At 65.7% G+C, this 23017-nt stretch carries 18 protein-coding genes; 6 read left to right on the forward strand and 12 right to left on the reverse strand.

Features of this window, described 5'->3' with window-relative positions; all coding sequences use genetic code 11:
- Positions 1–59 precede the first annotated feature (59 nt).
- From ACLD02_RS13190 to ACLD02_RS13230, 9 genes are read right to left on the reverse strand one after another with little or no spacing between them, the layout of a single operon-like run.
- Positions 60–1547 (reverse strand): C13 family peptidase, encoded by a 1488-nt coding sequence (locus tag ACLD02_RS13190; protein WP_410298890.1) that lies wholly within the window; start codon positions 1545–1547, stop codon positions 60–62.
- A gap of 27 nt (positions 1548–1574) precedes the next feature.
- Positions 1575–2042, reverse strand: a complete 468-nt coding sequence (locus tag ACLD02_RS13195) for a cyclic nucleotide-binding domain-containing protein (RefSeq protein WP_203105280.1) — start codon at positions 2040–2042, stop codon at positions 1575–1577.
- Complete coding sequence (gene tldD, locus ACLD02_RS13200) at positions 2042–3508, reverse strand: metalloprotease TldD (RefSeq protein WP_410298891.1); 1467 nt, start codon at positions 3506–3508, stop codon at positions 2042–2044. Before tldD ends, ACLD02_RS13195 begins: the two co-directional genes overlap by 1 nt.
- The gene (locus ACLD02_RS13205) at positions 3498–4343 is read right to left on the reverse strand and encodes a carbon-nitrogen hydrolase family protein (RefSeq protein WP_203105282.1); all 846 of its coding nucleotides are present in this window, start codon (positions 4341–4343) and stop codon (positions 3498–3500) included. The genes tldD and ACLD02_RS13205 overlap by 11 nt, the downstream gene beginning before the upstream one ends.
- A complete protein-coding gene (locus tag ACLD02_RS13210; protein WP_410298944.1) occupies positions 4336–8190 on the reverse strand; it encodes a YhdP family protein in 3855 nt (1284 codons plus the stop codon). Before ACLD02_RS13210 ends, ACLD02_RS13205 begins: the two co-directional genes overlap by 8 nt.
- On the reverse strand, positions 8187–8786 hold the full coding sequence (locus ACLD02_RS13215) for a Maf family protein (protein ID WP_410298892.1): 600 nt from the start codon (positions 8784–8786) through the stop codon (positions 8187–8189). Before ACLD02_RS13215 ends, ACLD02_RS13210 begins: the two co-directional genes overlap by 4 nt.
- Positions 8786–9283, reverse strand: coding sequence for a rod shape-determining protein MreD (mreD, locus tag ACLD02_RS13220; RefSeq protein WP_203105285.1), 498 nt, complete (start codon positions 9281–9283; stop codon positions 8786–8788). Before mreD ends, ACLD02_RS13215 begins: the two co-directional genes overlap by 1 nt.
- Entirely contained in the window at positions 9270–10154 is an 885-nt protein-coding gene (mreC, locus tag ACLD02_RS13225) for a rod shape-determining protein MreC (protein WP_203105286.1), read from the reverse strand. Before mreC ends, mreD begins: the two co-directional genes overlap by 14 nt.
- A gap of 6 nt (positions 10155–10160) precedes the next feature.
- Positions 10161–11198, reverse strand: a complete 1038-nt coding sequence (locus ACLD02_RS13230; protein ID WP_138774288.1) for a rod shape-determining protein — start codon at positions 11196–11198, stop codon at positions 10161–10163.
- A 220-nt stretch (positions 11199–11418) separates the two neighbouring features.
- Here ACLD02_RS13230 and gatC point away from each other — a divergent pair, with 220 nt between their 5' ends.
- The 6 genes from gatC to ACLD02_RS13260 all read left to right on the forward strand — a co-directional run bounded on the left by gatC (position 11419) and on the right by ACLD02_RS13260 (position 17743).
- Positions 11419–11706: an Asp-tRNA(Asn)/Glu-tRNA(Gln) amidotransferase subunit GatC gene (gene gatC / locus ACLD02_RS13235; protein ID WP_203105287.1), complete on the forward strand. Its 288-nt coding sequence runs from the start codon at positions 11419–11421 to the stop codon at positions 11704–11706.
- 4 nt (positions 11707–11710) lie between these two features.
- On the forward strand, positions 11711–13165 hold the full coding sequence (gatA, locus tag ACLD02_RS13240; RefSeq protein ID WP_203105288.1) for an Asp-tRNA(Asn)/Glu-tRNA(Gln) amidotransferase subunit GatA: 1455 nt from the start codon (positions 11711–11713) through the stop codon (positions 13163–13165).
- The gene (gene gatB / locus ACLD02_RS13245; protein WP_203105289.1) at positions 13162–14622 is read left to right on the forward strand and encodes an Asp-tRNA(Asn)/Glu-tRNA(Gln) amidotransferase subunit GatB; all 1461 of its coding nucleotides are present in this window, start codon (positions 13162–13164) and stop codon (positions 14620–14622) included. The genes gatA and gatB overlap by 4 nt, the downstream gene beginning before the upstream one ends.
- Positions 14619–15425 carry a crotonase/enoyl-CoA hydratase family protein gene (locus ACLD02_RS13250; RefSeq protein ID WP_410298893.1) on the forward strand — a complete coding sequence of 269 codons (807 nt, stop codon included), beginning with the start codon at positions 14619–14621 and terminating at the stop codon, positions 15423–15425. Before gatB ends, ACLD02_RS13250 begins: the two co-directional genes overlap by 4 nt.
- A 531-nt stretch (positions 15426–15956) precedes the next feature.
- On the forward strand, positions 15957–16157 hold the full coding sequence (locus ACLD02_RS13255) for a hypothetical protein (RefSeq protein WP_410298894.1): 201 nt from the start codon (positions 15957–15959) through the stop codon (positions 16155–16157).
- Between the two features lie 77 nt (positions 16158–16234).
- Positions 16235–17743 carry an acetyl-CoA hydrolase/transferase family protein gene (locus ACLD02_RS13260; protein WP_161383334.1) on the forward strand — a complete coding sequence of 503 codons (1509 nt, stop codon included), beginning with the start codon at positions 16235–16237 and terminating at the stop codon, positions 17741–17743.
- Between the two features lie 15 nt (positions 17744–17758).
- Here the strand turns inward: ACLD02_RS13260 and ACLD02_RS13265 are convergent, their stop codons facing one another.
- From ACLD02_RS13265 to ACLD02_RS13275, 3 genes are all read right to left on the reverse strand, one after another.
- The gene (locus ACLD02_RS13265; RefSeq protein WP_410298895.1) at positions 17759–19144 is read right to left on the reverse strand and encodes a surface lipoprotein assembly modifier; all 1386 of its coding nucleotides are present in this window, start codon (positions 19142–19144) and stop codon (positions 17759–17761) included.
- A 199-nt stretch (positions 19145–19343) separates the two neighbouring features.
- A complete protein-coding gene (locus ACLD02_RS13270; RefSeq protein ID WP_410298896.1) occupies positions 19344–20102 on the reverse strand; it encodes a Slam-dependent surface lipoprotein in 759 nt (252 codons plus the stop codon).
- 179 nt (positions 20103–20281) lie between these two features.
- Complete coding sequence (locus ACLD02_RS13275; RefSeq protein ID WP_410298897.1) at positions 20282–22867, reverse strand: PKD domain-containing protein; 2586 nt, start codon at positions 22865–22867, stop codon at positions 20282–20284.
- Between the last annotated feature and the right edge of the window lie 150 nt (positions 22868–23017).

Below are 23017 nucleotides of genomic sequence, written 5' to 3' on the forward strand. Positions count from 1 at the left end.
TGAAAGCGGGAAACGCAATCCTTAAGGATAACGCAAAATGCTTGACCTTTGGTGAGCGACTACCACCAGCCCAGGAACGCCTGGCCGAACCAGGCCCGGGGCAGCGAGCGCTGCTCCTCGTCGATGCCTTGCTCCGTTTCCATGGTGTCGACCCGGGCGCGGGCGGCCTTGAACAGGGCCTTGGGGTCGTCCGGCCCCGGGTTGTCCAGGGCGTCACCGTAGAGGGCCTCGCTGAACCAGGTGCGATCGGAGTCATCGCTGCAGCCAAAGGAGGTACGATCAGCCGCCGCCGCCGTGAAGATCACTCGGCGCCGTTCCGCCAGCGGGTCCACCCATTGGCCGGAGTAGCAAGCGGACACCACCAGCCACAGGTAACCGATGCCCGCTTCATCGAGCCATTCGTCAAACCGGGCCGGGGTCAGATCATTGAGGGCGAGACCGGGCTGCGCCAGTACCAGGTTGCCGTCGCTACCGCCGTGGCTGACCAGATGCACGAACAGCAGATCCTCCTCCGGATCAAGGATGGAGCCCAGGGTGCGCAGGCTTTCATGCAGACTGGTGAGGGTGGCGAGTGGCGCATCACCGTGCTCGCCATTGGCCAGCACCAGGTGGTGCCCCCGTGGCGACCAGTGGCCACCGAGGCGCTCCGCCACCCAGCGCGCCTCCCGGGCGAACACGCCCTGGCGACCGTCCCCGCCCACCACCAGCACATAGACGTCGCGCTGGCCGGCTTTCTGGGGCACCAGGGCGGTGAAGGCACGCTGCAGGCGCCGCTCCTCGGAATAAAGCCGCTGCTCGACCCGTTCAGCGCGGCGCCGGCGCCGGTCCTGATAGCCGTTTTCATCCTGAAAAAAATCACCGTGGATGAAAAAGCCCCGTTCGCTGACCTGCTCGCCATCCTGATCCAGGGTGATGCGCTGCCCGGGACCTCGGACACTGCCGTACTGGAAGCGACCCTTGCGCACCTCGCCGTCCGGACGGGTCAGGGTGCCTTGCCCGTGGAACAGCCAGCCCTGGAAGCCCCCTTCGTAGGTCAGGCCGCTATCATTGTGGTAGCGGCCCTTGACGATCTCGCCGTTTTTGAAGGTACCGCTGTAGACATCGCCGCCCTCACTGGTCCAGGTACCTTGGCCCTGGGGTTGCCAATCTTGGAACTCCCCCTCGTACCAGCCCGCTTCCGGAAACGTCGCCTTGCCACGCAGCGGATCGCCGGCGGCGAAGGTACCTTCGTAAACGGTGCCATCATCGCAGGCATAGCGGCCTTCCCCGTTGGCCAGGCCGTTCTCGAAGGCACCTTCATGGACGCAGCCGTCGGCGTATTGATAACGGCCCTGCCCCTGGATCACGCCGTCCACGAACTGGCCCTGATAAACGCGGCCATCCGGCCAGGTCAGTTTGCCTTCACCGTGGAAGCGGTCATCACGCAGCCCACCCTCGTAGACCGAGCCGTCCGGCAGCCGGTAATCACCGGGCAGCTGTTCCGGCCCGCAGCCGCCGAGCAGGCTGACGGCACCCAACAGGGCACAGGCAAGCAAAAAGCGTTTCATGACGTCCCCGATCCAGACCATCGATGCTCAGCCCAGCGGCAGCATGAACCGGGCCAGGCGGGAAGAGGTCTGGCGCAGGTTCTCGCACAGCAGCAGGGCGATGTTTTCCATCATTTGCGCGGCGGCATGGGGCCGCCGGCGGCGTAGTTGTTCGAAGCCCTTGCGGGTCAGTACCACCAGGGTGGTGTCCTCGGAGGCTCGCACCGTGGCGGAACGCGGCTGACGATCCACCAGCGCCATCTCGCCCAGGGAATCACCGGGGTTGATGTGGGCGATCAGCACGGTACCGCCCTGGTCCGCCTGGTTCTTGAGAATTTCCAGCCGGCCACGCACCACGAAGCAAACGAAATCGCTGCGGTCCCCTTCCCGGCATACGGTGTCGCCCGCCGCCACCCGGTTAACGAACACCAGCTTCTCGGCGGCCGCCAGGTCGTCCGCGTCCAGGCCTTGAAACAGCCCCATGCGTGACAGCACCTCCGCCACCTGCACGCTCATCAGGCGGTCCCGCCCACCGTCAGGGCGTCCACGCGCAGGGTCGGCTGGCCAACGCCCACCGGCACCGACTGACCGTCCTTGCCGCACACGCCGATGCCACTGTCCAGGGCCAGATCATTGCCGACCATGGAAATGTTGTTCATCACCTCCGCGCCGCTGCCAATCAGGGTGGCGCCCTTCACCGGGCAGACGATCCTGCCCTTCTCCACCAGGTAGGCCTCGCTGGTGGAGAACACGAAGCGCCCGGAGGTGATGTCGACCTGGCCGCCGCCGAAGTTCACCGCGTAGATGCCCCGGTCCAGGCTGGCCAGGATCTCATCCGGTTCGGACTCGCCGGGCAGCATGTAGGTGTTGGTCATGCGCGGCATGGGCAGGTGCGCGTAGGACTCGCGGCGACCGTTACCGGTGGGCTTCACGCCCATCAGCCGGGCGTTGGTCTTGTCCTGCATGTAGCCGGCCAGGCGGCCCTGCTCGATCAGCACGTTGTAACCACTGGGCGTGCCCTCGTCATCCACGTTCAGGGACCCGCGCCGATCCGGCAGGGTGCCGTCGTCGACCACGGTGCACAGGCTGGAGGCCACCGGTTCGCCCATTTTCTTGCTGAACATGGAGGTGCCCTTGCGGTTGAAGTCGCCTTCCAGGCCGTGGCCCACGGCTTCGTGCAGCAACACGCCGGGCCAGCCCGGACCAAGCACCACCGGCATGGTGCCGGCCGGAGCCGGTTCCGCTTCCAGGTTGAGCAGCGCCTGACGCACCGCGTCCCGGGTCCAGCTCTCCAGGCGACCGTCCTCGCGCAGCCAGTCGTAGGCCACCCGGCCACCGCCGCCGGCGCTGCCGCGCTCGCGGCGACCGTCGCGTTCGGCGATCACGGAAATGCTGAAGCGGATCAGCGGGCGCACATCGGCGGCCAGGGTGCCGTCGGTGGCGGCCACCAGCACCACGTCCTGCTCGCCGCTGAGACTCACGGTGACTTCCTTCACCGCCGGGTCCAGGGAGCGCGCCAGGCGATCCATCTCGCGCAGCAGCGCCACCTTCATCTCACTGCTCCAGCCGGGCAGCGGGTCCAGGGCCGCGTAGCGTGCCGGTACCGGTTTGGCCACGTCGATGCGCACCGGCTTGTCGCCGCCCTGGCGGCCAATGGCGGCGGCGGCGCCACCGGCCTGGGTGAGCGCATCCAGGGAGATATCGTCGCTGTAGGCGAAGCCGGTCTTGTCACCACTGACGATGCGCACCCCGGCGCCCCGTTCCAGGTTGAAGCTGGCGTCACGTACCAAGCCGTCTTCCAGCACCCAGGCCTCGTGGCGGCTGTGCTGAAAGTAAATGTCCGCGTAATCGGCGCTGCCCGCCAGCTTGCCGCCGAGCAGGGTCTGCAGCTGGTCGGGGCCCAGATCGGCCGGGGCCAGCAGGATGTCGGACGCCAGGGAAAGGCGTTCACTGTCAGAGACAGGCACTCCGTCAAAAGTCATCGGGACCGCTCACTTGGAATCGTTGATGGGTATGAACCGGAAGGCCGGAGCGTACTGTCTTGAGCACCGCCGGGTCCACCGGGCCGAGCACCACGCCAGGGCCGTCACCGCCCTCGGCCACCACCCGGCCCCAAGGGTCCACCAGCAGGGAATGACCGTAACTGGTGCGCTGCGTGCTGTGCGCGCCGCACTGGTTGGCGCCCAGCACGTAGCAGCCGTTCTGGATCGCGGCGGCCCGCAGCAGCACCCGCCAGTGGGCCGCGCCGGTGGTGGCGGTGAACGCACTGGGGTAAACGATCAGATCGGCACCGGCGTCCGCCAGGGCGCGGGCATGGAGGGGAAAGCGCAGGTCGTAGCAGATCGCCAGGCCCAGGCGCAGGCCACCGGCCTCCGCCACCACCACCTGGTCACCGGCTTCAAACACGTCGGATTCCCGATAGCGGCCCTGGGCATCGGCCACGTCGGCGTCGAACAGGTGCAGCTTGTCGTAGCGCGCCGCCACCGCGCCGTCCGGGCCGGTGAGCACCGCCCGGGTGCGTACCCGGGGCGCCGGCACGGCGCTGCCGTCCGGTCGGGTCAGAGCCGGCAGGCTGCCCCCCAGAACCCACAGGCCGAGGGCTCGGGAACGCTCGCCGAGCCATTGGCATAGCGCCTCGTGGCGTTCCGCCAGTTGCCGGTAGTCGACGCCATAACCGGCGAAATTCTCCGGCAGCACCGCCAGGGTGGCGCCGCCCTCGGCGGCACGCTCCAGGCCATCGGCGGCCGCCGTCAGGTTGGCGTCGATGTCGGTGCCGCTGGTCATTTGCACGGCGGCCACGGTGATCGGGTTACTCAAGGAAGCCCTCCGTCTCCTTGACCTTGGGCTCGCCCCAGGGCCCGGAGACCTGGTATTTCATGGTGGTCGTTTTATCCAGCTTATCACCCCAGAGCCGCTCCACCACAAAGATACCGGCGCACACCGCCGGTCCGGCCAGGCAACCAGCGTACAGGTTACTGGACAACGGCAGGGTCATGCCCACCTCCAGGTCCAGGGTGTGTTTGGCCAGTTGCGCCTCGCCGTTCACCTCGAAGGCCGCCGAAGGAGAATCGATGGCCAGTTCATGGGCGGTGAGCACCGGTCCATCGAAGCGGAATTCGCCGTCGATACCATCACAGGCCAGTCCCTGCTGGTACACATCGGAGAAATCCAGGCGCAGGCGGCGCTGAATATTCGCCAGGTTGACCACCCCGAGCAGCCGCAGCAGGGAAGTCCGCCCCTCCGGGTCCGGCAGCCGGCATTCGCCGATATCCAGGGTGGCGGTGCCGTTCAAGGCCAGGTAATCGGGCTTCAGAGGCCAGTCGTTCCAGGCCAGATCCAGGGTCGCCCGGGCGTCCTCGGTTTCCACCAGCGGCGGCAAGTCCAGGGCGGAGAAAGCGGCCTTGAGGTCATCGGACCCCAGAGTGCCCTGATAGCGGCTGTGCTGGCCGCCCTCGCCGTCCTCGGTCCAGGTGAGCCGGCCATCCACGTTGATGTGGTTCCACTGGCCGCGCAGGGCGTCCACCCGCACGCCGCCGTCCACCGGGCGCAGCCGTCCGGACCAGGCTCCCAGGGCCTGGCCCCCGAGGCGCAGATCATGCAGTTCCACATCCATGATCGGTACCCTAGTCGGTGACAACGGTGGCTTGCCATCACCATCACCCTGGTCGCCGCCGCCCCCGAGGGGGCTGTCCGGCAGCCGCAGCCGGTTCACCGTCAGTGACAGGGGCGTATCGCCCCGGGCCTGGTACCCTTCCGGCAGGCGCACGGTGCCTGCCACCGACGGACTGGCCAGACCCAGCTCCCAATCGCGGCCGCGTGGGGCGGCGCTAAAACGGGCGGAGGACAGTTCGGTACCGAACAGGTCGAGCCGGTCGATGGACAGCGACACCCGGTTGATCAGACTCCGCGCGTCGGCGCCGCCCTCACCGCCGCTGCCGTTCTGGCCGGCGCCGGCGGGCGTCAGGCCAGAGACGAAATCCAGCCAGCTGGCGGCGTCGGCACGGGCCACCCGGCCTTCGATGGTCAACCCGCGGGCCGGCATTTCGGGCAGCTCGCCGCCGCCCAGCCGCACCGCTCCGGCCAGGCTGTCGCCCAGGCGGAAGCGGGCCTCGCCGATCTGGCCGTAGAAAACGGAGACTTGATTGGCGCCGCTGCGCTGACGCCATACCAGGCGACTGGTGCGTGCCTGGCTGGCCGCCTTGCCAAGAGGGGCCGGGGCGTCCACCTTCACGCCTTCCAGGGTGGAACGTCCCTCCAGACGGAAGGCATTGCCGCCCCAGGGCATGGCCAGGTCCAGTTCCAGGGGCAAGGTGCCCGAGGCTGGCGCCATCCAGTCCGCATCCAACCAGTCACGCAGGCGCTCCACCGCCACCTTGCCGGTGAGCTGCATCTGGCTGTCCGGCCCCCGGGTCAACCAGCTCCCTTGGAAGCGGGCGCCGAGGGCGCGGCCTTCCAGGGTGCGCATGTTGATGCCGCGCTTAAGGTGGAAATACACCGGCGCGCTCACGTCGGTCAGGCTCAGGTTGAGAGGTTCGTTGCGCAGTGTCACCTGGTCGCCGCGACCGTCCACGATCACCATCGGCTGGCGGGACTTACCACCCAGCGGCATATCCAGGAGCAGGTGCCCGCCCACGGTGCCGTCCCGGAAGCGCCAGTCCAGCAGGCCGGCGGGCAGCCGCTGGGCCAGCGGTGTGTCATGGAACAGGCGGTCCAGATCCGTGGCCGGGCCGTCCAGCCGGCCCTGGACCAGAATGTGGCGCTGGCCGGGGTCCGTCACCTCGGGCAGATCCACGCTCACGCCGCGCAGTTTGGTATTGAACAATTGCCCCTGGCTGACGGTGCCGGTGACGCGCCGGCCATCGATCAGCACATCGGCGTCAACCCCGGTGGCCGCCGGCCAGTCCGGCAGGAAGGACAACACCACGTCACGGGCCTGGAAGCGCATTTGGAAGGTGCGGTCCTGCTGACGGTCCGGGTCGATCTTCACCGGTCCCTGATACAGGAACCGGCCATGATCCAGGTGGCCGCCCTGGAAAGCCTGGGCCAGCCAGTCACCGAGCGGGTCCTTGAGCTTTTCCATGGGGATGTAGTGGGCGGCACGGGCACCGTTGCCATCGAAGACATCCGCCAGCAGGCGCAGTTCCGGCACCGGATAGGCGGCGCCACCGTCCACGCGCAGCATGGCCAGCCCGCGGGCGTCGGCGTTGGCGGCGCGTAACACGCCGCTTTCCACCCACCAGTGGTCCGCCTCGCTGCGCCAGCGCAGCGGGCCGTTGAAGGCCGCGCTCAGCGGGTGGCCATAGAGACGCGGTACGGTCAGTTGCAAGGGCTCGCCATCGAGCCGGGCCACGCCGCCGTCCGGGGTCCCCGCCAACCAGCCGGTCAGGCCGCTGATGCCGGGCACCCGGTCGAGGGCGTCACTGGCCAGCCCGGCGAAACGGGCCTGCAGGTGCGCCACCCGGCCATCCACGCCGTCCAGATAGACCGCCTCCAGCACCCCCCGGGGTTCGTGTTCGCGCAACCGGTCACGCACCGTATCCAGGCCTTCCGGCAACGCGAACGGCCATTCGGCCAGTTGCCGGGTAAGCGCGTGAATGGCCAAGTCGTCACCCTTGAAACGCCAATGGTACTGATCGTCCTGGCGCCGCCAGCGCAGCGCCACCGGGCCCGGCGATACCGCGCCGGCGGGGGTCTCGCCGGTCAGGGAGGTCACCGACAACTGGTTCTCGCCGTCGCCGTCCCCGTCCCGCCGCCACTGGGCGTCCAGTCGCAGGTCGCTGAGTGGCCATTGGCCATCGCCGTCGGTGAGGGTGGCTTCCGGTGCCGTCAACCGCACCTGTCCGGCTCGGGGCGCGCCGTTCTCGATCCGGCCCCAGGCGCGCACCTGCCCGTTCAGCGCCGCCAGATCCAGCGGCCAGTCCCGTGCCTCGGGCAGCCATTCCTGCAAACGCTCACCGTGCACGTCGAGATAGCCACGGGCATTCAGCTCCGCCAGGGAAAGCGGGTCGCCGTCCACCAGCAGCCGGGCGTCCACGGAGAACGGCCGGTCCCTGGCTTCGACCCGCGCCGACAGCGCGTGCTCGCCGCCCTCGTTGACCATCGCCAGGGTCAGGGAGGAGGCCGCCAGAGGCGGCAGGCCGGGCCAGTCCAGGGAGAAACGGGCGTCCTCGACCAGAATACGATCCTGCCGGTAAAGGGTGCGCAGGCTGTCCGCCAGGTTATCGTCACCGTCACGGTGCAGCGCCTCGAAACCACGCAGCCGGATGCCACCGTCCGGGTCGCGGACCAGATGCACATCGACGCCCTGAATGCGTAGCTCGCGCAGGTAGGGCTGGCGATGCCAGAGGGTGGCCAGCACATTGACGCTTACCGAAACCTGATCCAGGCGCAGAGAGGGTTCGCCATCGGCGTCCGGCAGGGTCAGGCCGCGCACCTGGAAACGGGGCGTGAGCCCGTCCATATCGCCGCTGAGCTGGTCGATGACAATGGGAAAACCGAGCCGTTGCTCGATCAGAGCTTCGAGGTCCTGGCGGTAATCCGGCACCAGCATCATCAGTTGCCGCGCCACCACCGCGTAGGCGGCGATCAGCAATACCGGCGCGGCCACCAGCCACCAGAGCTGGCGGCGCAGCCTGTTACGCCAGCGCACGCCGTGATTCGTCACTGCCAATAGGGAACTCCGGCCCATTCCAGGAGCGAAACGGTCTCCGCCAGGGGCAGACCCACCACTCCACTGTAACTGCCCGTCACGGAAGCCACCAGTGCCGCGCCCAGGCCCTGAATGCCATAGGCGCCGGCCTTGTCCCGGCCTTCGCCGGTGGCCAGGTAAGCGCGCAACCGCTCGGTCGGCACCCGCCGCCAGCACACCCCGGTTTCCGAGGTGGCCAGACGGTGCGCCTCACCGACCCTCAGGCAGACCGCCGAGATGACCCGGTGTTCCCTGCCGTTGAGTGCTTCCAGCATGGCCAGGGCCTGCCGGTCGTCGGCGGGCTTACCGAGAATGCGGTCGTCCAGCACCACGGCGGTGTCGGCACCCAGCACCGGCGCGCCGGGCGGGGCGCCGGCCTGGCCCGCGGCGGCTTTTTCCCGTGCCATGCGTTCCACGTAGTCCCGGGGCGCCTCACCGTCAAAGGGAGTCTCATCGATGCCCGGCGCGCGCAGCACGCTGAACGGCACGCCGATCTGCGCCAGCAACTCGGCGCGCCGGGGTGAACCGGAAGCCAGATACAAACGCGGGGCGCGCGGGTCGCCGGCGGCCATCAGCGCACCAAAAAGCGCAGTTGGACCCAGCGCAACAGCGCGCACAGGGGCCGCCAGATCACGGCGCTGGCGGCGGCGGAGTAGAGAATGGTATAGGGCGGGTAAAGCGTCCGCCCCACGGACTCCTGCACCAGATAGGCCAGCAACTGGGCCGAGCCCACCAGCAGGAACACCACCGCGCTTTGCTGCAACAGCGGAAACACCCGCATGCGCTTGTAGGCGGCGAGCATGAAATAGGCGCCCAGGGCGTAGGCCAGGGCCCACTGGCCCAGGGTGGTACCGACCAGCACGTCCTGGTAGAGCCCCACCATGAAGCCCCACAGCACGCCGATACGGTGCGGCAGAGACAGCACCCAGTACAGCAGTACCAGCAACAGCCACTCCGGACGCACCCAGTCAAGGCTGTCGCTGAGCGGCACCACCTCCAGCAGCGCCGCCAGCAACAGGGTCACCAGGATGACGCCAGTGCCGGCCGGGCGTTCGCTATTGAGCTGCATCGGCGGCCTCCTCTCCCCCGGCGGCGGCATCGCCGGGCTCGCGTTCCATGTCCGGGCCACTGACAGGCTCCATGGCCTGCACCAGCAGCACATGGCTGACACGGTCCAGATGGGCGGTAGGCCGGGCTTCGATCTCCGAGAAGGCGGCGCCGGAGTGATGACTCACACTGACCACCCGGGCCACCGGGTAGCCGCGCGGGTAGAGCTGGCCAAGGCCGGTGCTGACCAGCAAATCGCCTTCGCGGATATCGGCGGTATCCGGCACGTACAGCAGCCGCAGGCGGTTGCCCTGGCCAGTGCCGGCCAGGATCGCGCGCACGCCGTTGCGGTTCACCTGCACGCTCATGGCGTGGCTGGCGTCGGTGATCAGCAGCACCCGGGCGGACAGCGGCCCGGTTTCCACCACCTGGCCGATCAGCCCTTCGGAATCCAGCACCGCCTGGCCCTGGGCCACGTCATCGCGCCCGCCCTTGTTGATCACCAGTTCCTGGCGGTTGGGGTCCGGATCGACGCCGATGATCTCCGCCACCAGCACCGAGGCGTCCAGGTTCGCGGAGGAATTCAGCAACTCACGCAGGCGGGTGTTCTCCGCCTGCAACACCGCCAGGCGCTGCACCTTCTGCTCCAGGATCAGGACCTGGCGCTCCAGGCGCTCCCGGGATTCCATCAGCTTGGTACGGGTTTCGGTCAGTCGCAGAAAGCCATTCACGGCGTCCACCGGCAGGTGGGCCAGATAGTGCACCGGGGCGGTCAGGTAGCCAAAGCCGTAACGCACCGGCTCGACCCAGCGGCTGCGCTGATCCAGAGCGATCAGCACAACCGCCAGCACCAGGGCGATCAGCAGGCGGTAGGTAGGGTTGGCGGAGGACATGGGCCCTTAGCCCATGGCCAGCATGTCCAGGCCCTGCGTATCCATCAGTTCCAAGGCCTTGCCGCCGCCACGGGCCACGCAGGTGAGCGGGTCGTCGGCGATGATCACCGGCAGGCCGGTTTCCTCGGAGAGCAGCCGGTCGATGTCGCGCAGCAGCGCACCGCCACCGGTGAGCACCAGACCACGCTCGGCGATGTCGCTGGCCAACTCCGGCGGCGAGGCTTCCAGGGCGTTCTTGACCGCGTTGACGATCACCGACAACGGGTCCTTGAGCGCTTCCAGGATTTCCTCGGAATTGAGGGTGAACTGGCGCGGCACGCCCTCCGCCAGGTTACGGCCACGCACGTCGATCTCCAGGATCTCGCCGCCCGGGTAGGCGGTGCCGATCTCGTGTTTGATGCGCTCGGCGGTGGACTCGCCGATCAGGGAGCCGTATTCCTTGCGCACGAAGGCCACGATGGCCTCGTCGAAGCGGTCGCCGCCGGTGCGCACGGACTCGGAATAAACCACGCCGTTCAGGGAGATCAGGGCGATCTCGGTGGTGCCGCCACCGATGTCCACCACCATCGAGCCGCGCGCCTCTTCCACCGGCAAGCCGGCGCCGATGGCGGCCGCCACCGGTTCCTCTATGAGGTACACGTCCCGGGCACCAGCGCCAAAGGCGGAGTCCTGGATAGCGCGGCGTTCCACCTGGGTGGATTTGCACGGCACGCACACCAGTACTCGCGGCGCGGGCGGGAAGAAGCCGGTGTCATGCACTTTTTTGATGAAGTACTGCAGCATCTTCTCGGTGACGTCGAAGTCGGCGATCACGCCGTCCTTCATGGGCCGGATGGCGGTGATGTTACCCGGGGTCCGCCCCAGCATCCGCTTGGCGTCGGCGCCCACCGCCGCAACGCTCTTCTGAGCACCATGATGACGAATCGCCACCACGGAGGGCTCATCAAGGACGATGCCGCGGCCACGCACATAGATAAGGGTGTTGGCGGTGCCAAGGTCGATGGAAAGATCGGTGGAGAACATCCCCCGAATGCGCTTGATCACGGACATCCTGGCCTGTTTCCTGAGAGTTCGATAAGAAGTAGCGGGGCTGCCGGCGGGGATCGTCACGCGCCGGCAACAAGATGGCGCAACTCTAGCAACGGCGCGGGGAATCGGCAAGGAGAGCGGGCCATCCCTGCTGGCCCGGTCGTCACTTCGTATCCACAACGCCCCCCTTGATGTGGTATTTTCCCGCCTTTCCCCCGAATTCGTGGAGAACCCCATGGCCATTGACTCCCAGGTGGTCGCGCGCGTGGCCCATCTGGCCCGTTTGCAGGTGGACGACGGCGAGAGCGAGGCGCTTTCCGAGCGCCTCAACGAGATTCTCGGCATGGTCGACCAGCTCCAGCAGGCGGACGTGAGCGATGTCGAACCCCTGGCCCACCCGCTGGAAGTGAGCCAGCCCCTGCGCGACGACCGGGTCACCGAACCGGACGTGCGCGACAAGGTCCTGCCCATCGCCCCCGCCAGCGAGGAAGGCTGTTTCCTGGTACCCCGGGTGATCGAGTAATCCAATGCATGACAAGACACTGACCGAATTGAGAGCCGGCTTGCAGGCGAAGGATTTTTCCGCCCGTGAGCTGACCGAGCACTTCCTGGGCCGTATCCAGGCCCGCGACGGCGAGCTGAACAGCTTCGTCACCGTCACCGGCGAGCAGGCTCTGGCCCAGGCGGACGCCGCCGACCAGGCCATCGCCGCCGGCGACCAGCGCCTGCTCACCGGCCTGCCCATCGCCCACAAGGATATTTTCTGCACCGAGGGCGTACGCACCAGCTGCGGCTCGCGGATGCTGGACAACTTCATCGCGCCCTATACCGCCACCGTGGTGGACAACATGGCCCGGGAAGGCGCCATCATGCTGGGTAAGACCAATATGGACGAGTTCGCCATGGGCTCCTCCAACGAAACCAGCTTCTACGGCCCGGTGCGCAACCCCTGGGACACCGAACGGGTACCCGGCGGCTCCTCCGGCGGCGCCGCGGCCTGCCTGGCGGCGCGGCTGGCCCCCGGCGCCACCGGCACCGACACCGGCGGCTCGATCCGCCAGCCGGCGGCGCTGAATGGCGTCACCGGCCTCAAGCCCACCTATGGTCGCGTATCCCGCTGGGGCATGATCGCCTTCGCTTCCAGCCTGGATCAGGCCGGCCCGCTGGGCCTCAGCGCCGCCGACTGCGCGCTGATGTTGCAGGCCATGGCCGGCCATGACGATAAGGACTCCACCTGCCTAAACGAACCGGTGGACGATTACCTGGGCGCCCTGGAGCAAAACCTGGACGGCCTGCGCATCGGCGTGCCGGAGGAATTCTTCCCGGACAACCTGGACGGCGCGATCGCCGACAATGCCCGCGACGCCATGCGCGAACTGGAAAAACAGGGTGCCAAACTGGTCAAGGTGTCACTGCCCAGCATCAAACTGTCGGTACCGGCCTACTACGTGATCGCCCCGGCGGAAGCCAGCTCCAACCTGTCCCGTTTCGACGGCGTGCGCTTCGGCTATCGCTGCGAGGCCCCGAAGGATCTGGAGGACCTGTACAAGCGCTCTCGCTCCGAAGGCTTCGGCGCGGAAGTGAAGCGCCGCATCCTGGTGGGCACCTATGCGCTGTCCGCCGGCTACTACGACGCCTACTACAAGCGCGCCCAGCAAGTGCGCCGGCTGATCCGCGACGACTTCGCCCGTGCCTTCAAGGAAGTGGATGTGCTGATGGGTCCCACCAGCCCGGAAACCGCCTTCAAACTGGGCGCCAAGGCCGACGACCCGGTCAACATGTACATGGCGGACGTGTTCACCATCGCCGTGAACCTGGCCGGCCTGCCGGCGCTGTCCATGCCCAGCGGCTTTGTCGACGGGCTGCCCGCCGGCACCCAGGTGATCGGCAACTACTTCCAGGAAGGCCGCATCCTGAACGTGGCGCACCGCTACCAGATGGCCACCGACTGGCACCAACGGATCCCGGGAGCGTTTCAATGAGTTCCTCTTTGCACAATGGCTGGGAAGTGGTGATCGGGCTGGAGGTGCATGTGCAGCTGGCCACCCGCTCGAAAATCTTTTCCGGCGCCAGCACCGCCACCGGCGACGCTCCCAACAGCCACGCCAGCCTGATTGATCTGGGCATGCCCGGCACCCTGCCGGTGGTCAACAAGGAAGCGATCCGCAACGCGGTACGCTTCGGCCTGGCGATCAACGCGGACATCGGCCGCCGCTCGGTGTTCGAGCGGAAAAATTATTTTTATCCGGATCTGCCCAAGGGCTATCAGACCACGCAGTTGGCGGAGCCCATCGTCGGCGCCGGCGAAGTGGTCATCCAGCTTGAGGACGGCCGCGAAAAAACCGTGCGCATCCACCACGCGCACCTGGAAGAAGACGCCGGCAAATCGCTGCACGAGGACTTCCATGGCCAGACCGGCATCGACCTGAACCGGGCCGGCACGCCACTCATCGAGATCGTCTCCGAACCGGACATGGGCAACGCCGAGGAAGCGGTGGCCTTTGCCCGCAAGCTGCACGCCATCGTCACCTCCCTGGGCGTGTGCGACGGCGACATGTCCCAAGGCAACATGCGTTTCGACGTGAACATTTCCGTGCGCCGCCCGGGCGAGCCGCTGGGCACCCGCACCGAAACCAAGAACCTGAACTCCTTCCGCTTCATGGAAAAAGCCATCAAGCTGGAAGTGGAACGCCAGATCGACGTGCTCGAGGACGGCGGCAAAATCGTTCAGGAAACCCGGCTCTATAACGGTGAAACCAATACCGCGCGTTCCATGCGCACCAAGGAAGACGCCAACGACTACCGCTACTTCCCCTGCCCGGACCTGTTGCCGGTGCTGGTCAGCGAGGAAGAGATCGACACCCTTCGCGCCGAGTTGCCGGAACTGCCGGACGCCCGCCAGGCCCGCTACGTGGAGCAGTACCAGCTGTCCGATTACGACGCCGGCCTGCTGTCCGGCTCCATCGCCACGGCGCGCTACTTCGAAGCGGCGGCGCAACACGGCGGCGACGCCAAGCTCGCCGCCAACTGGGTGATGGGCGAGCTGGCCGCCAGGCTCAACAGCGAGGACAAGGACATTGCCGACAGCCCGGTCAGCGCCGAACAGCTAGGCCAGCTGATCCTGCGTCTCAAGGACGGCACCATCAGCTCCAAGATCGCCAAGCAGGTGTTCGAGGCCTGCTGGAACGGCGAAGGCGACCCGGACGCCATCATCGAGGCCAAGGGCCTCAAGCAAATGAGCGACACCGGTGAGCTGGAGAAGATCGTCGATCAGGTAATCGCCGACAGCCCCGCCCAGGTGGAGGACTACCGCAGCGCCGACGACGCCAAACGCAAAAAGAAAATCGGCTACTTCGTCGGCCAGGTGATGAAAGCCACCCAGGGCAAGGCCAACCCGCAGCAGGTGAATCAGCTGCTCCAGCAGAAGCTCGCCCCATGAACATGGCCCGCGTCACGCTCACGGTCGAGGACCACATCGCCACCGTCACCCTGAACCGGCCGGACAAATACAACGGCCTGGACCTGCAAACCCTGGAGGCGTTGGTGAACACCGCCCGCGCCATCCGCAAGAACCGGGACGTGCGGGTGGTGATCCTGCGTGGCGCGGGCAAGGCGTTCTGCGCCGGCCTGGATTTCGCCACCGTCACCAAGACGCCGCTGAAAATGCTGCTGGCGTTCACCAAATTCGGCGTCAGGAAAACCAACCTGTTCCAGAAAGCCTGCTGGGCCTGGCGGGAACTGCCGGTGCCGGTGATCGCCGAGCTGCATGGCTACTGCTATGGCGGCGGCCTGCAACTGGCCCTGGCCGCGGACTTCCGCGTCGCCACGCCGGACTGCGAACTGTCGGTGATGGAAATCAAATGGGGTCTGATCCCGGACATGACCGGCACCGTCACCCTGCGCGAGCTGGTGCCCCTGGACGTGGCCAAGGAACTGGCCATGACCGGCCGCCGTTTCGACGCCACCGAAGCCAAGCAACTCAACCTGGTGACCCGGGTCGCCGACGACCCGCGCGCCGAAAGCCAGGCCCTGGCCCGCGCCCTGCTGGAACGCTCCCCGGACGCGGTGAGCGCCACCAAGGCCCTGTTCCAGCGCACCTGGAACCAGTCCGAGGACCAGGCCTTCCACGAGGAATCCCGGCTGCAGTTCAAGCTGCTGCGCGGCAAGAACCAGGGCGAAGCCATGGCCGCCAACTTCAAGAAACGGGCGCCTGATTTCAAGAATCGTCAACGGAATTACTGAATCAGGCCCCCTGACATGGAACTTCACCCGGCTACGCAAACATATGGAAGCGCCAAGAGACCATCTGTATCCATCGGGATGAACCGGCGGAACGGAGAGGAGCGTATCAACAATGAAATTCGCCATTGCTTATGCCCTGGCCTGCTCGCTTTTATGCGTCACCACGGCCGCAGGGCGGACGGCGGCGCCCGGGTCTCTTCGGGTCGAGTCGATATAGAGCGAGCCACGGCCTCGCTGCAACGGGCTTCGACACGCTCCACCGGCGCGCCTTTATTTCATCTCTCCAACTGGTCAGAAAAGTATCGCTGCCCGGTGGAAGCATCCTTGTGACGCCATGGCGCCAGAGCATCCCGCCAAACCGGCACCGTTACCCTGCGCGAGCTGCTCCGCGGCAAGAACCAGGGGCAGCCATGGCCGCCAATTTCAAGAAACCGGCGCCTGATATTTCCGCAATCGGCAACGGGATTATTGACCGTCAACCCGGCTATTTGGCCGTATCTTGTCAATACGGCCATAAAACGGCCAACTCTCATGTCTCCCTACCAGCGTCAGCGGCACGTTTTGGCGGCCCTCCAGCAACTGGGCACGTCCGCCAGCCTCCCCGAAATCCTGCAATGCTTGCCCGAGGGCTTCGCGGAGCGCTCGGTGCGGCGCTGGCTGGCCGGCCTGGGCGTGACCCGGGAGGAATATCAGCGCTGGCGTGATCGCCAGACAGAACCGCCCTTCCCCTGAGCCGACCCCGGATCCGTTTCCCGTGTGGTAGACTCCCCCCGGCTTTTTGTATCTTATTCCCGCCCGGAGTCGTCGCCATGAGCGCCCAACGTATTCTTTGCCCCCGACTGCGCCAACGCATCATGGACGCCGACGCGGCGGCGGCGCTGATTCCCGCCGGGGCCAACGTGGGCATGAGCGGCTTTACCGGCGCCGGCTATCCCAAGGCGGTTCCCCAGGCCCTGGCGGCGCGGATGCGCGCGCACCACGACCATGGCGAAGCCGACCGCATCAGCATCTGGACCGGTGCCTCCACCGCGCCGGAACTGGACGGCGCCCTGGCCGAGGTGGACGGCATTGAGCTGCGACTGCCCTACCAGAGCGACCCGGTCTGCCGGCAAAAGATCAACGAAGGGCGGATGGAATACATCGACATTCATCTGTCCCACGTAGCCCCCTACGCCTGGGCCGGTTTCTTCGGCAAACTGGACGTGGCGGTGATCGAGGTGGCCGGCATCACCGAACAGGGGGCGTTGATTCCCTCCTCGTCCATCGGCAACAACAAGACCTGGATCGACCTGGCCGACCGGGTAATCCTGGAAGTGAACCACGGCCAGAGCGCCGGCCTGGACGGCATGCACGACGTCTACTACGGCACCGCCCTGCCCCCGCACCGCCAGCCGATTCCACTCACCGGCCCGCAGCAACGCATCGGCGAACGCTACCTGCATTGCCCGCCAGAAAAGATCATCGCCGTGGTGGAAACCAACGCCCCGGACCGCAACTCCCGCTTCAGCGAACCGGATGAGGCATCGCGCCGCATCGCCGGCCACCTGCTGGAATTCTTCAGCCGCGAAGTGGACGCCGGCCGCCTGCCGGCGAACCTTCTGCCACTGCAATCCGGCGTCGGCAACATCGCCAACGCGGTGCTCGCCGGCCTGGCCGACGGCCCCTTCGAGAACCTCACCGCCTACACCGAGGTGCTCCAGGACGGCATGCTCTCACTGCTCAAAAGCGGCAAGCTGGCTTCGGCTTCCGCCACCGCCTTTTCCCTGAGCCCGGACGCCAACCGCGACCTCGCCGAACACATCGACTTCTACCGCGACCGCATCGTCCTGCGCCCCCAGGAAATCAGCAACCACCCGGAAGTGATCCGCCGGCTCGGCGTGATCGCCATGAACGGCATGATCGAGGCGGACCTCTACGGCAACGTCAACTCCACCCATGTGATGGGCACGCGCATCATGAACGGCATCGGCGGCTCCGGGGACTTCGCCCGCAACGGCTACCTGTCCGTGTTCATGACGCCGTCCACCGCCAAGGACGGCGCCATCTCCACCATCGTGCCGATGGTCTCCCACGTGGACCACACCGAACACGACGTGCAGATCGTGGTCACCGAACAGGGCCTGGCCGACCTGCGCGGCCTGCCGCCCCGGGAACGGGCGCGCCGCATCATCGAGCACTGCGCCCACCCGGACTTCCGCCCGCGCCTGCTCGACTACTTCGAACGCGCCAGCGCCAGCGGCCGTGGCCTGCACACCCCCCACCTGCTGAGCGAAGCACTGAGCTGGCACGAACGCTACGAACAGACCGGCCGCATGTAAGCGCTGGAGTACCCGCTAGAAACGCCACTCGAATTTCAGACTGGCGGCGTTTTCCTCGTAGCTGTACAGCCAGTCCACGTTGCTGCGCACCCGGGTGTGCTCCAGATTCAGGCTCGGCACCAGGCCGGCCACCGACAGACGCGGGATTCGGAGGATCGCCATATAATGCTGCTCACGATCCTCGCGCCTCGCCTCCAGCAAGGCACTGTAAGCGTCGTAACGCTTTTCACGCAGGGAAGCGAACAGCGTCATCTCCACGCCGTCCAACAAAGGTTTGGAAAGCCCCAACCTCACCCCGTACTGCTGATAGGAGCTGATGTCTTCCTCGGTGTCACGGTCCGAGCCATCCAGGCCGCCAAATAGCGTCCAGTCCGCGCCGAGGCGGTGCCAGACCGTGGTGTACACGGAGCTCAGGTCGCCATCGAAACGACTGTATTGATCACGAAGATAACGCATGCGCTTGTGGTTGCCCTCGAGCTTGAAGGCGGTACGCGGCGAAAAATAATGCATCCATTCCGCCCGGGCACCCCAAGCGTCATAGAGGCCGTCGTTGCCATAACGGGCATGCTCGAACAGCGGCGCCAGGCTGTACAAATCATTCATGTCCCGGAATCGATAGCCGGCGCTGGCGCTGTAGGTACCCTGGTTATAGATGCTGTGATCCCGATAGCGATCACCATAGGCCAGCGTGCGCAGGAACAGGCCATGGTGGCCCGGTAGAAAGAAGGTCTTTTCCAGCGCCGCTTCGAAATCCAGCCCCTCGGTTTTGATCGCTTCCGGCACGGAGCGGCTGATAAAACAGGCGCCATTGCTGAACATCAGCAGGCAGACCGCGCTCTCGGAACTGAGATTGACGTTGTCGCTGTAGCTGGGGCCCGCCGCCAGCCGGCCCTGCCAGCTACCACGTTCATCAATGGCTTCCAGAAACGCCGTGACCGTGGCTCGCACACCGTCCGCGCGGGGATCCCCCTCAGGCAGGCCGTCCCGAATATCGCGGAACCGTCGTCGCGCTTCCCGGTTCTCGTGATTCTCGAACAGCACCCGCGCCAGCTCCAGGCGCCCCGGCAAAAAGGCCGGTTTCAAAGTCAGCAAGGCGCGGAACTCCGCCTCGGCGGTTTCCAGTTCACCGCGCAAACGAGCCAGTTTACCCTGGGCGTAATGCACCAACAGGGGGTCCGGGTTAGCAAGAGCGCGATACGCCTCCAGAAAGCGGGCCGCCGCCGCCCAGTTCCGGTTGCGCAGCGCTACATAAAGCCCCCGGCCCAGGTCGTCCCGGTTGTTCCGCACCTGATAGGTCTGGCCGTTGATGATCAGATCGGGCAACGGTTCGTCCTTGGCGCGTTCCTCCTCCAACAGGTCCTGCTCGCGCTCCTGGGCGGAGCGCTCCAGGCCCTGATTCAATCGAAGTTCTGTATCCTGATCAGCAGCCCGGGAAGCGGGAACCGAGAACATAAAAAGCATAAGAGCGAGGCCAAGAACGCCACGCTCTCCGTATCCGGATGGGTATCGAAAAAGAAGCATGGGGAAGTGGTGTCCTTGCGGCGGGAAGGCCGGTCGGCGTCCTTTCCAAAACCGGCCTGATCAGCGAAAAAACGAAAACTTAACGGGCACCGCCGAAGGCGGTGTCGTAGTCGCTGTTGCCGCTGAAGGTGGCCATGCCGGCCAGAGCAGCAGCGTTGCTGCCGTAGAATTCACCCACGCTTACGCCGCTGTAGTCATTCAAGGTAGAGAGATCGGTTGCCGTAGCGTCACCGGAAAAGGAGGAGCCGGTAATATCCGCGTCGATATTGATGCTCAGCGCGCTATTGCTGATATCACCATCCAGCTCTCCTTTCCCGAAGTTTGCGGTCAGGGTGCCACTGAGTGCTCCACCGGTAGAGTGTTGGTTAATACCGGCCACGGTATAGTCCACGCTACCGGAAGTCGGCATGGTGGCGTCCACATTGCCCTTCTCACCCACGTAGTAAACGGCGCGGTGCTCGAAATTCGGACCACCGGCTTCAGACCACTCGCCGAACCAGACGTCCTCGCTGCCCGCCTGGGCGAAGCTAAACACGCCCATGCCGCTGTGATCGGGATCGTCCACGTCAATCGGCGAGCTCAGGGTATGCACCCCGTCGATATCGGAGGGGGAAAAGACGGAGAGGAACTGGAAGTCCACCTTGTCGTCGATGTCCATGGAGTTGGTTTCCACGCCGATGCCCGCCAGGCCCGAAGTGTGCGGCCCGGCATCCACCGTGGACGTACCGGCCTCAACATAGGTGTTATCGCTCTCCCCGCCGACCACGGCCGCCTGGGTCAGTGAAGCGGCGGACAGCGCCGCCACGGCCAGTGCCGCTTTAAAGGTCATCTCTTTCATTGCTCTACTCCTTGATGCATTGTTGATGAAAAACCAGAGATGCGAAGGATTCGCATTCTCATAAAAGTAACGAGAGCGAAGACGACTTTTTTCATTACGCGCGGTAATTTTTGGAAAACCATCACAAAAAACCGGCCCCAAGGGGCCGGTTCATGTTGGACGGGAAAAAGGAGAAAGGCTTAAGAACCTTCGATTGTTACCGTCCAGCCCGGCCTCTCCTGCACACTGAAGCTGCCCCGGATATCGGCGGACCGCAAACGTTGCAGCATCTGAATGGCTTCACTAACGCTGGAAGGTGGCGTCTCCCCCGTAATCTCCACTTTATAGACAAGCTCCACGGTTTCCCCCTCGGCGATGAGATAGCCATTACCCACGGTTTCACCGGTGGCCGTATCCAGTAACAAGGAACTGTAATTCATGTTCTCGGACCCGGTTTCCACGTTCATCAGCGTGTAGTCACCGCCGAAGGCGGTGAGCCGGAAACGTTGCACTTCGATTTCCGGGCCTTTCCAGGGGTAGACGTGCGAAATAACAAACCCATTGCCTATGGTAAGCGGGAAAAACGTCTGCACATCAACACTGGACGGCTCCGCCGCTAGATTTTTTGAAGGGACTTCCATCAGCAACGTCGGGTAATTCGCCCGCTCCACGGCATGTACCGTGGCCGTGAACGGTCCGGCGAACTCACTGCCATCGTAGACCTGATACTCGAAGACATAGACGCCCGGCTCGGTGGGCGACAAGGCGGGCTTTGAACAGGGCCATTCCGTGTACGCCTCAATACGTTCCCTGAAGGCCTGCCAGGTCTCCTCGCTCACCGGCGTCCAGGCTTCCACACAAGTATTATCGCCAAAGACGCCATCCATACCGGAGGACCCGTTTACCTGCATCCGATTGCCCGCCGGCGCGCTGACCAGGGTCCAGAGGTGACTGAGCGTATCGCCGTCCGGATCGGTGCTGTCCGCTTCCAGTTTGAATCGGTCGGCCCGGAACTCGTTTCGGTCACCCTCAAGCCACTGGTTCGTGATGACGAAGGGTTGCGCCGCATCGTAGTGTGGATGTTGCGGCCCCGGGTTGGCGCGATTCTCATAGTCGGCAATGCCCGCGGTGGCTTTGTATATCCGGGTGATGGGCGCGTTGTTTTCGGTTTTGGCAAGCACCGTGACTTCGTACAGGCTGTTACCCGGTACATAGTTGCTGGTGGCCCCATGTTCATCGGTGACCACCAGGGATACCACATAGGCCCCGGCCCGATCCGGGGTCAGGGTCGGTAAGGCGGTGTTGGGACGTTGCAGTTGCGCCTGACTGTCGTCGGGGCGCTGGATAATGGTCCATTGATAGCTCAGACGGTTGTCATCCGGATCGGAACTGTCTTCTCCGTCCAGCGTCACCGGGTTCCCCACCAGGGTGGTGGGCGTGCCGCCGGCGATGGCCGCCCGGGCGGAGGGTTCCCGGTTAGCGCCCAGGCGGGCGGTGAAGGTTTCCGTGGTGGTGTCGCTGGCTTGCCCGTCGGAAACCGTCAGTTGCACGGTGTAGTCGCCATCCACCGTGGGGGTGAACGTGGCCGGGCAATAGGTAGCGGAACAGTAGCTGCTCGGTTCCAGGCCATTGGCGCTTTCCGGGTCGAAGCCGCTCGGGTAATCGGTGAATTCCCACTCATGGGTGAGGGCGTCGCCGTCCACGTCGTAGGCACCGCTGCTCACGGTGACCTCCGCGCCGCGTTCCGCTTCGAAGGTATCGCCGTTGCCCGGGTTGATCTCCGCCACCGGCGCGGTGTTGTCGCCCCCGGTGGCCGGGGCCGCCTCGATACGGGTGTCGGTGCAGTTGCGCGAAGTGCCGTCGAACACGCACAACTCCACGTTGTAACGGCCGGTGCCATAGGCGGAATCCGCCACGAAGGTGGTCTCCGCGCCGTCGGTGCTGCTGAGTTCGGCACTGGAACCCCGTGGCCGGTTCTGGATAAAGCGCCAGCGGTACTGAAGGCTGTCGCCATCGGCGTCCTCGCTGCCGCTGCCATCCAGGGTTACCGTGTCGCCTCGGGTGACATCGCTGGGCGCGTCGATGCGCGCCACCGGAATGGCGTTGGCCTCCACGATATTGATGTTCACGGTGTCCGGCTGACTCACCTTATCGCCATAGCGCACCACCAACCGGGCTTGGTAGACGCCGACTTCATCGGCGGTGAAGCGCGGATAGATCTGGCTGCCATCGTCCAGTTCCGCCGCGCTCCCATCCGGCTTTTGCGTCAGGGTCCAGTCATAAACCAGCTGGCCGGCGTCACCGCCGTCCGGCGGCAGGCTGCGCGAGCCGTCCAGTTGCACGGTGCCCAGGATCCAGTTGATTTCGTTGGGTACCACCGCCAGCGGGTTGGGGTTGAGGGCGGTGACGGTGACGCGGCTGGACGAGCCATCACCGCTGTCGGCGGTGCCGTCGTTGACCACCAGTTGGATCACGTAGGTGCCGGGCAGGTCCGGGGTGAAGCTGGCCTGGGCGGTGTCGGCACCGTCCAGGGCGGCTTCGCTGCCCTCCGGGCGGCTCAGGAAGCGCCATTGCCAGGTGGTGATGTCGCCGTTGGGCGAGGTGCTCTCGCCGCCATCCAGGTGCACGGTGCCTTCGGCGGCGTTCACCTCGGTGGTGTCGGCGCTGGCGCGGGCCTGGGGGCGGTCCACGGCGTCGCCGCCGCCTCCGCCACCACCGCCGCCGCCACAGGCGGCGAGCACCAACAATAAGCAAAACAGGGATATCGGTCTGATCAGCAGGGCCATAAGGGGGGTCTCCCAAAGAAAGCGTCGCACCCGATTGAGGGTGATTCTCATTTACAGCCCTATAACGATCGAGAGGCGGGTATTTTTCAGGGCCGTGGCCCGGCGCTGAAAAATCCCGGCGCGGCCTTCGTTATTAGGGTGGATGCATCA

The organism is Alloalcanivorax sp. C16-2 (assembly GCF_046507615.1).
Taxonomy (GTDB): domain Bacteria; phylum Pseudomonadota; class Gammaproteobacteria; order Pseudomonadales; family Alcanivoracaceae; genus Alloalcanivorax; species Alloalcanivorax marinus_A.

What these genes read in the sequence shown, in the direction of transcription:
- ACLD02_RS13250 (WP_410298893.1), top strand. Translation starts at nt 14,619, where the DNA reads ATGAACATGGCCCGCGTCACGCTCACGGTCGAGGACCACATCGCCACC.
- ACLD02_RS13275 (WP_410298897.1), bottom strand. Translation starts at nt 22,867, where the DNA reads ATGGCCCTGCTGATCAGACCGATATCCCTGTTTTGCTTATTGTTGGTG.
- gatC (WP_203105287.1), top strand. Translation starts at nt 11,419, where the DNA reads ATGGCCATTGACTCCCAGGTGGTCGCGCGCGTGGCCCATCTGGCCCGT.
- tldD (WP_410298891.1), bottom strand. Translation starts at nt 3,508, where the DNA reads ATGACTTTTGACGGAGTGCCTGTCTCTGACAGTGAACGCCTTTCCCTG.
- ACLD02_RS13190 (WP_410298890.1), bottom strand. Translation starts at nt 1,547, where the DNA reads ATGAAACGCTTTTTGCTTGCCTGTGCCCTGTTGGGTGCCGTCAGCCTG.
- mreD (WP_203105285.1), bottom strand. Translation starts at nt 9,283, where the DNA reads ATGCAGCTCAATAGCGAACGCCCGGCCGGCACTGGCGTCATCCTGGTG.
- ACLD02_RS13195 (WP_203105280.1), bottom strand. Translation starts at nt 2,042, where the DNA reads ATGAGCGTGCAGGTGGCGGAGGTGCTGTCACGCATGGGGCTGTTTCAA.
- ACLD02_RS13260 (WP_161383334.1), top strand. Translation starts at nt 16,235, where the DNA reads ATGAGCGCCCAACGTATTCTTTGCCCCCGACTGCGCCAACGCATCATG.
- gatB (WP_203105289.1), top strand. Translation starts at nt 13,162, where the DNA reads ATGAGTTCCTCTTTGCACAATGGCTGGGAAGTGGTGATCGGGCTGGAG.
- ACLD02_RS13255 (WP_410298894.1), top strand. Translation starts at nt 15,957, where the DNA reads ATGTCTCCCTACCAGCGTCAGCGGCACGTTTTGGCGGCCCTCCAGCAA.
- mreC (WP_203105286.1), bottom strand. Translation starts at nt 10,154, where the DNA reads ATGTCCTCCGCCAACCCTACCTACCGCCTGCTGATCGCCCTGGTGCTG.
- gatA (WP_203105288.1), top strand. Translation starts at nt 11,711, where the DNA reads ATGCATGACAAGACACTGACCGAATTGAGAGCCGGCTTGCAGGCGAAG.
- ACLD02_RS13270 (WP_410298896.1), bottom strand. Translation starts at nt 20,102, where the DNA reads ATGAAAGAGATGACCTTTAAAGCGGCACTGGCCGTGGCGGCGCTGTCC.
- ACLD02_RS13215 (WP_410298892.1), bottom strand. Translation starts at nt 8,786, where the DNA reads ATGGCCGCCGGCGACCCGCGCGCCCCGCGTTTGTATCTGGCTTCCGGT.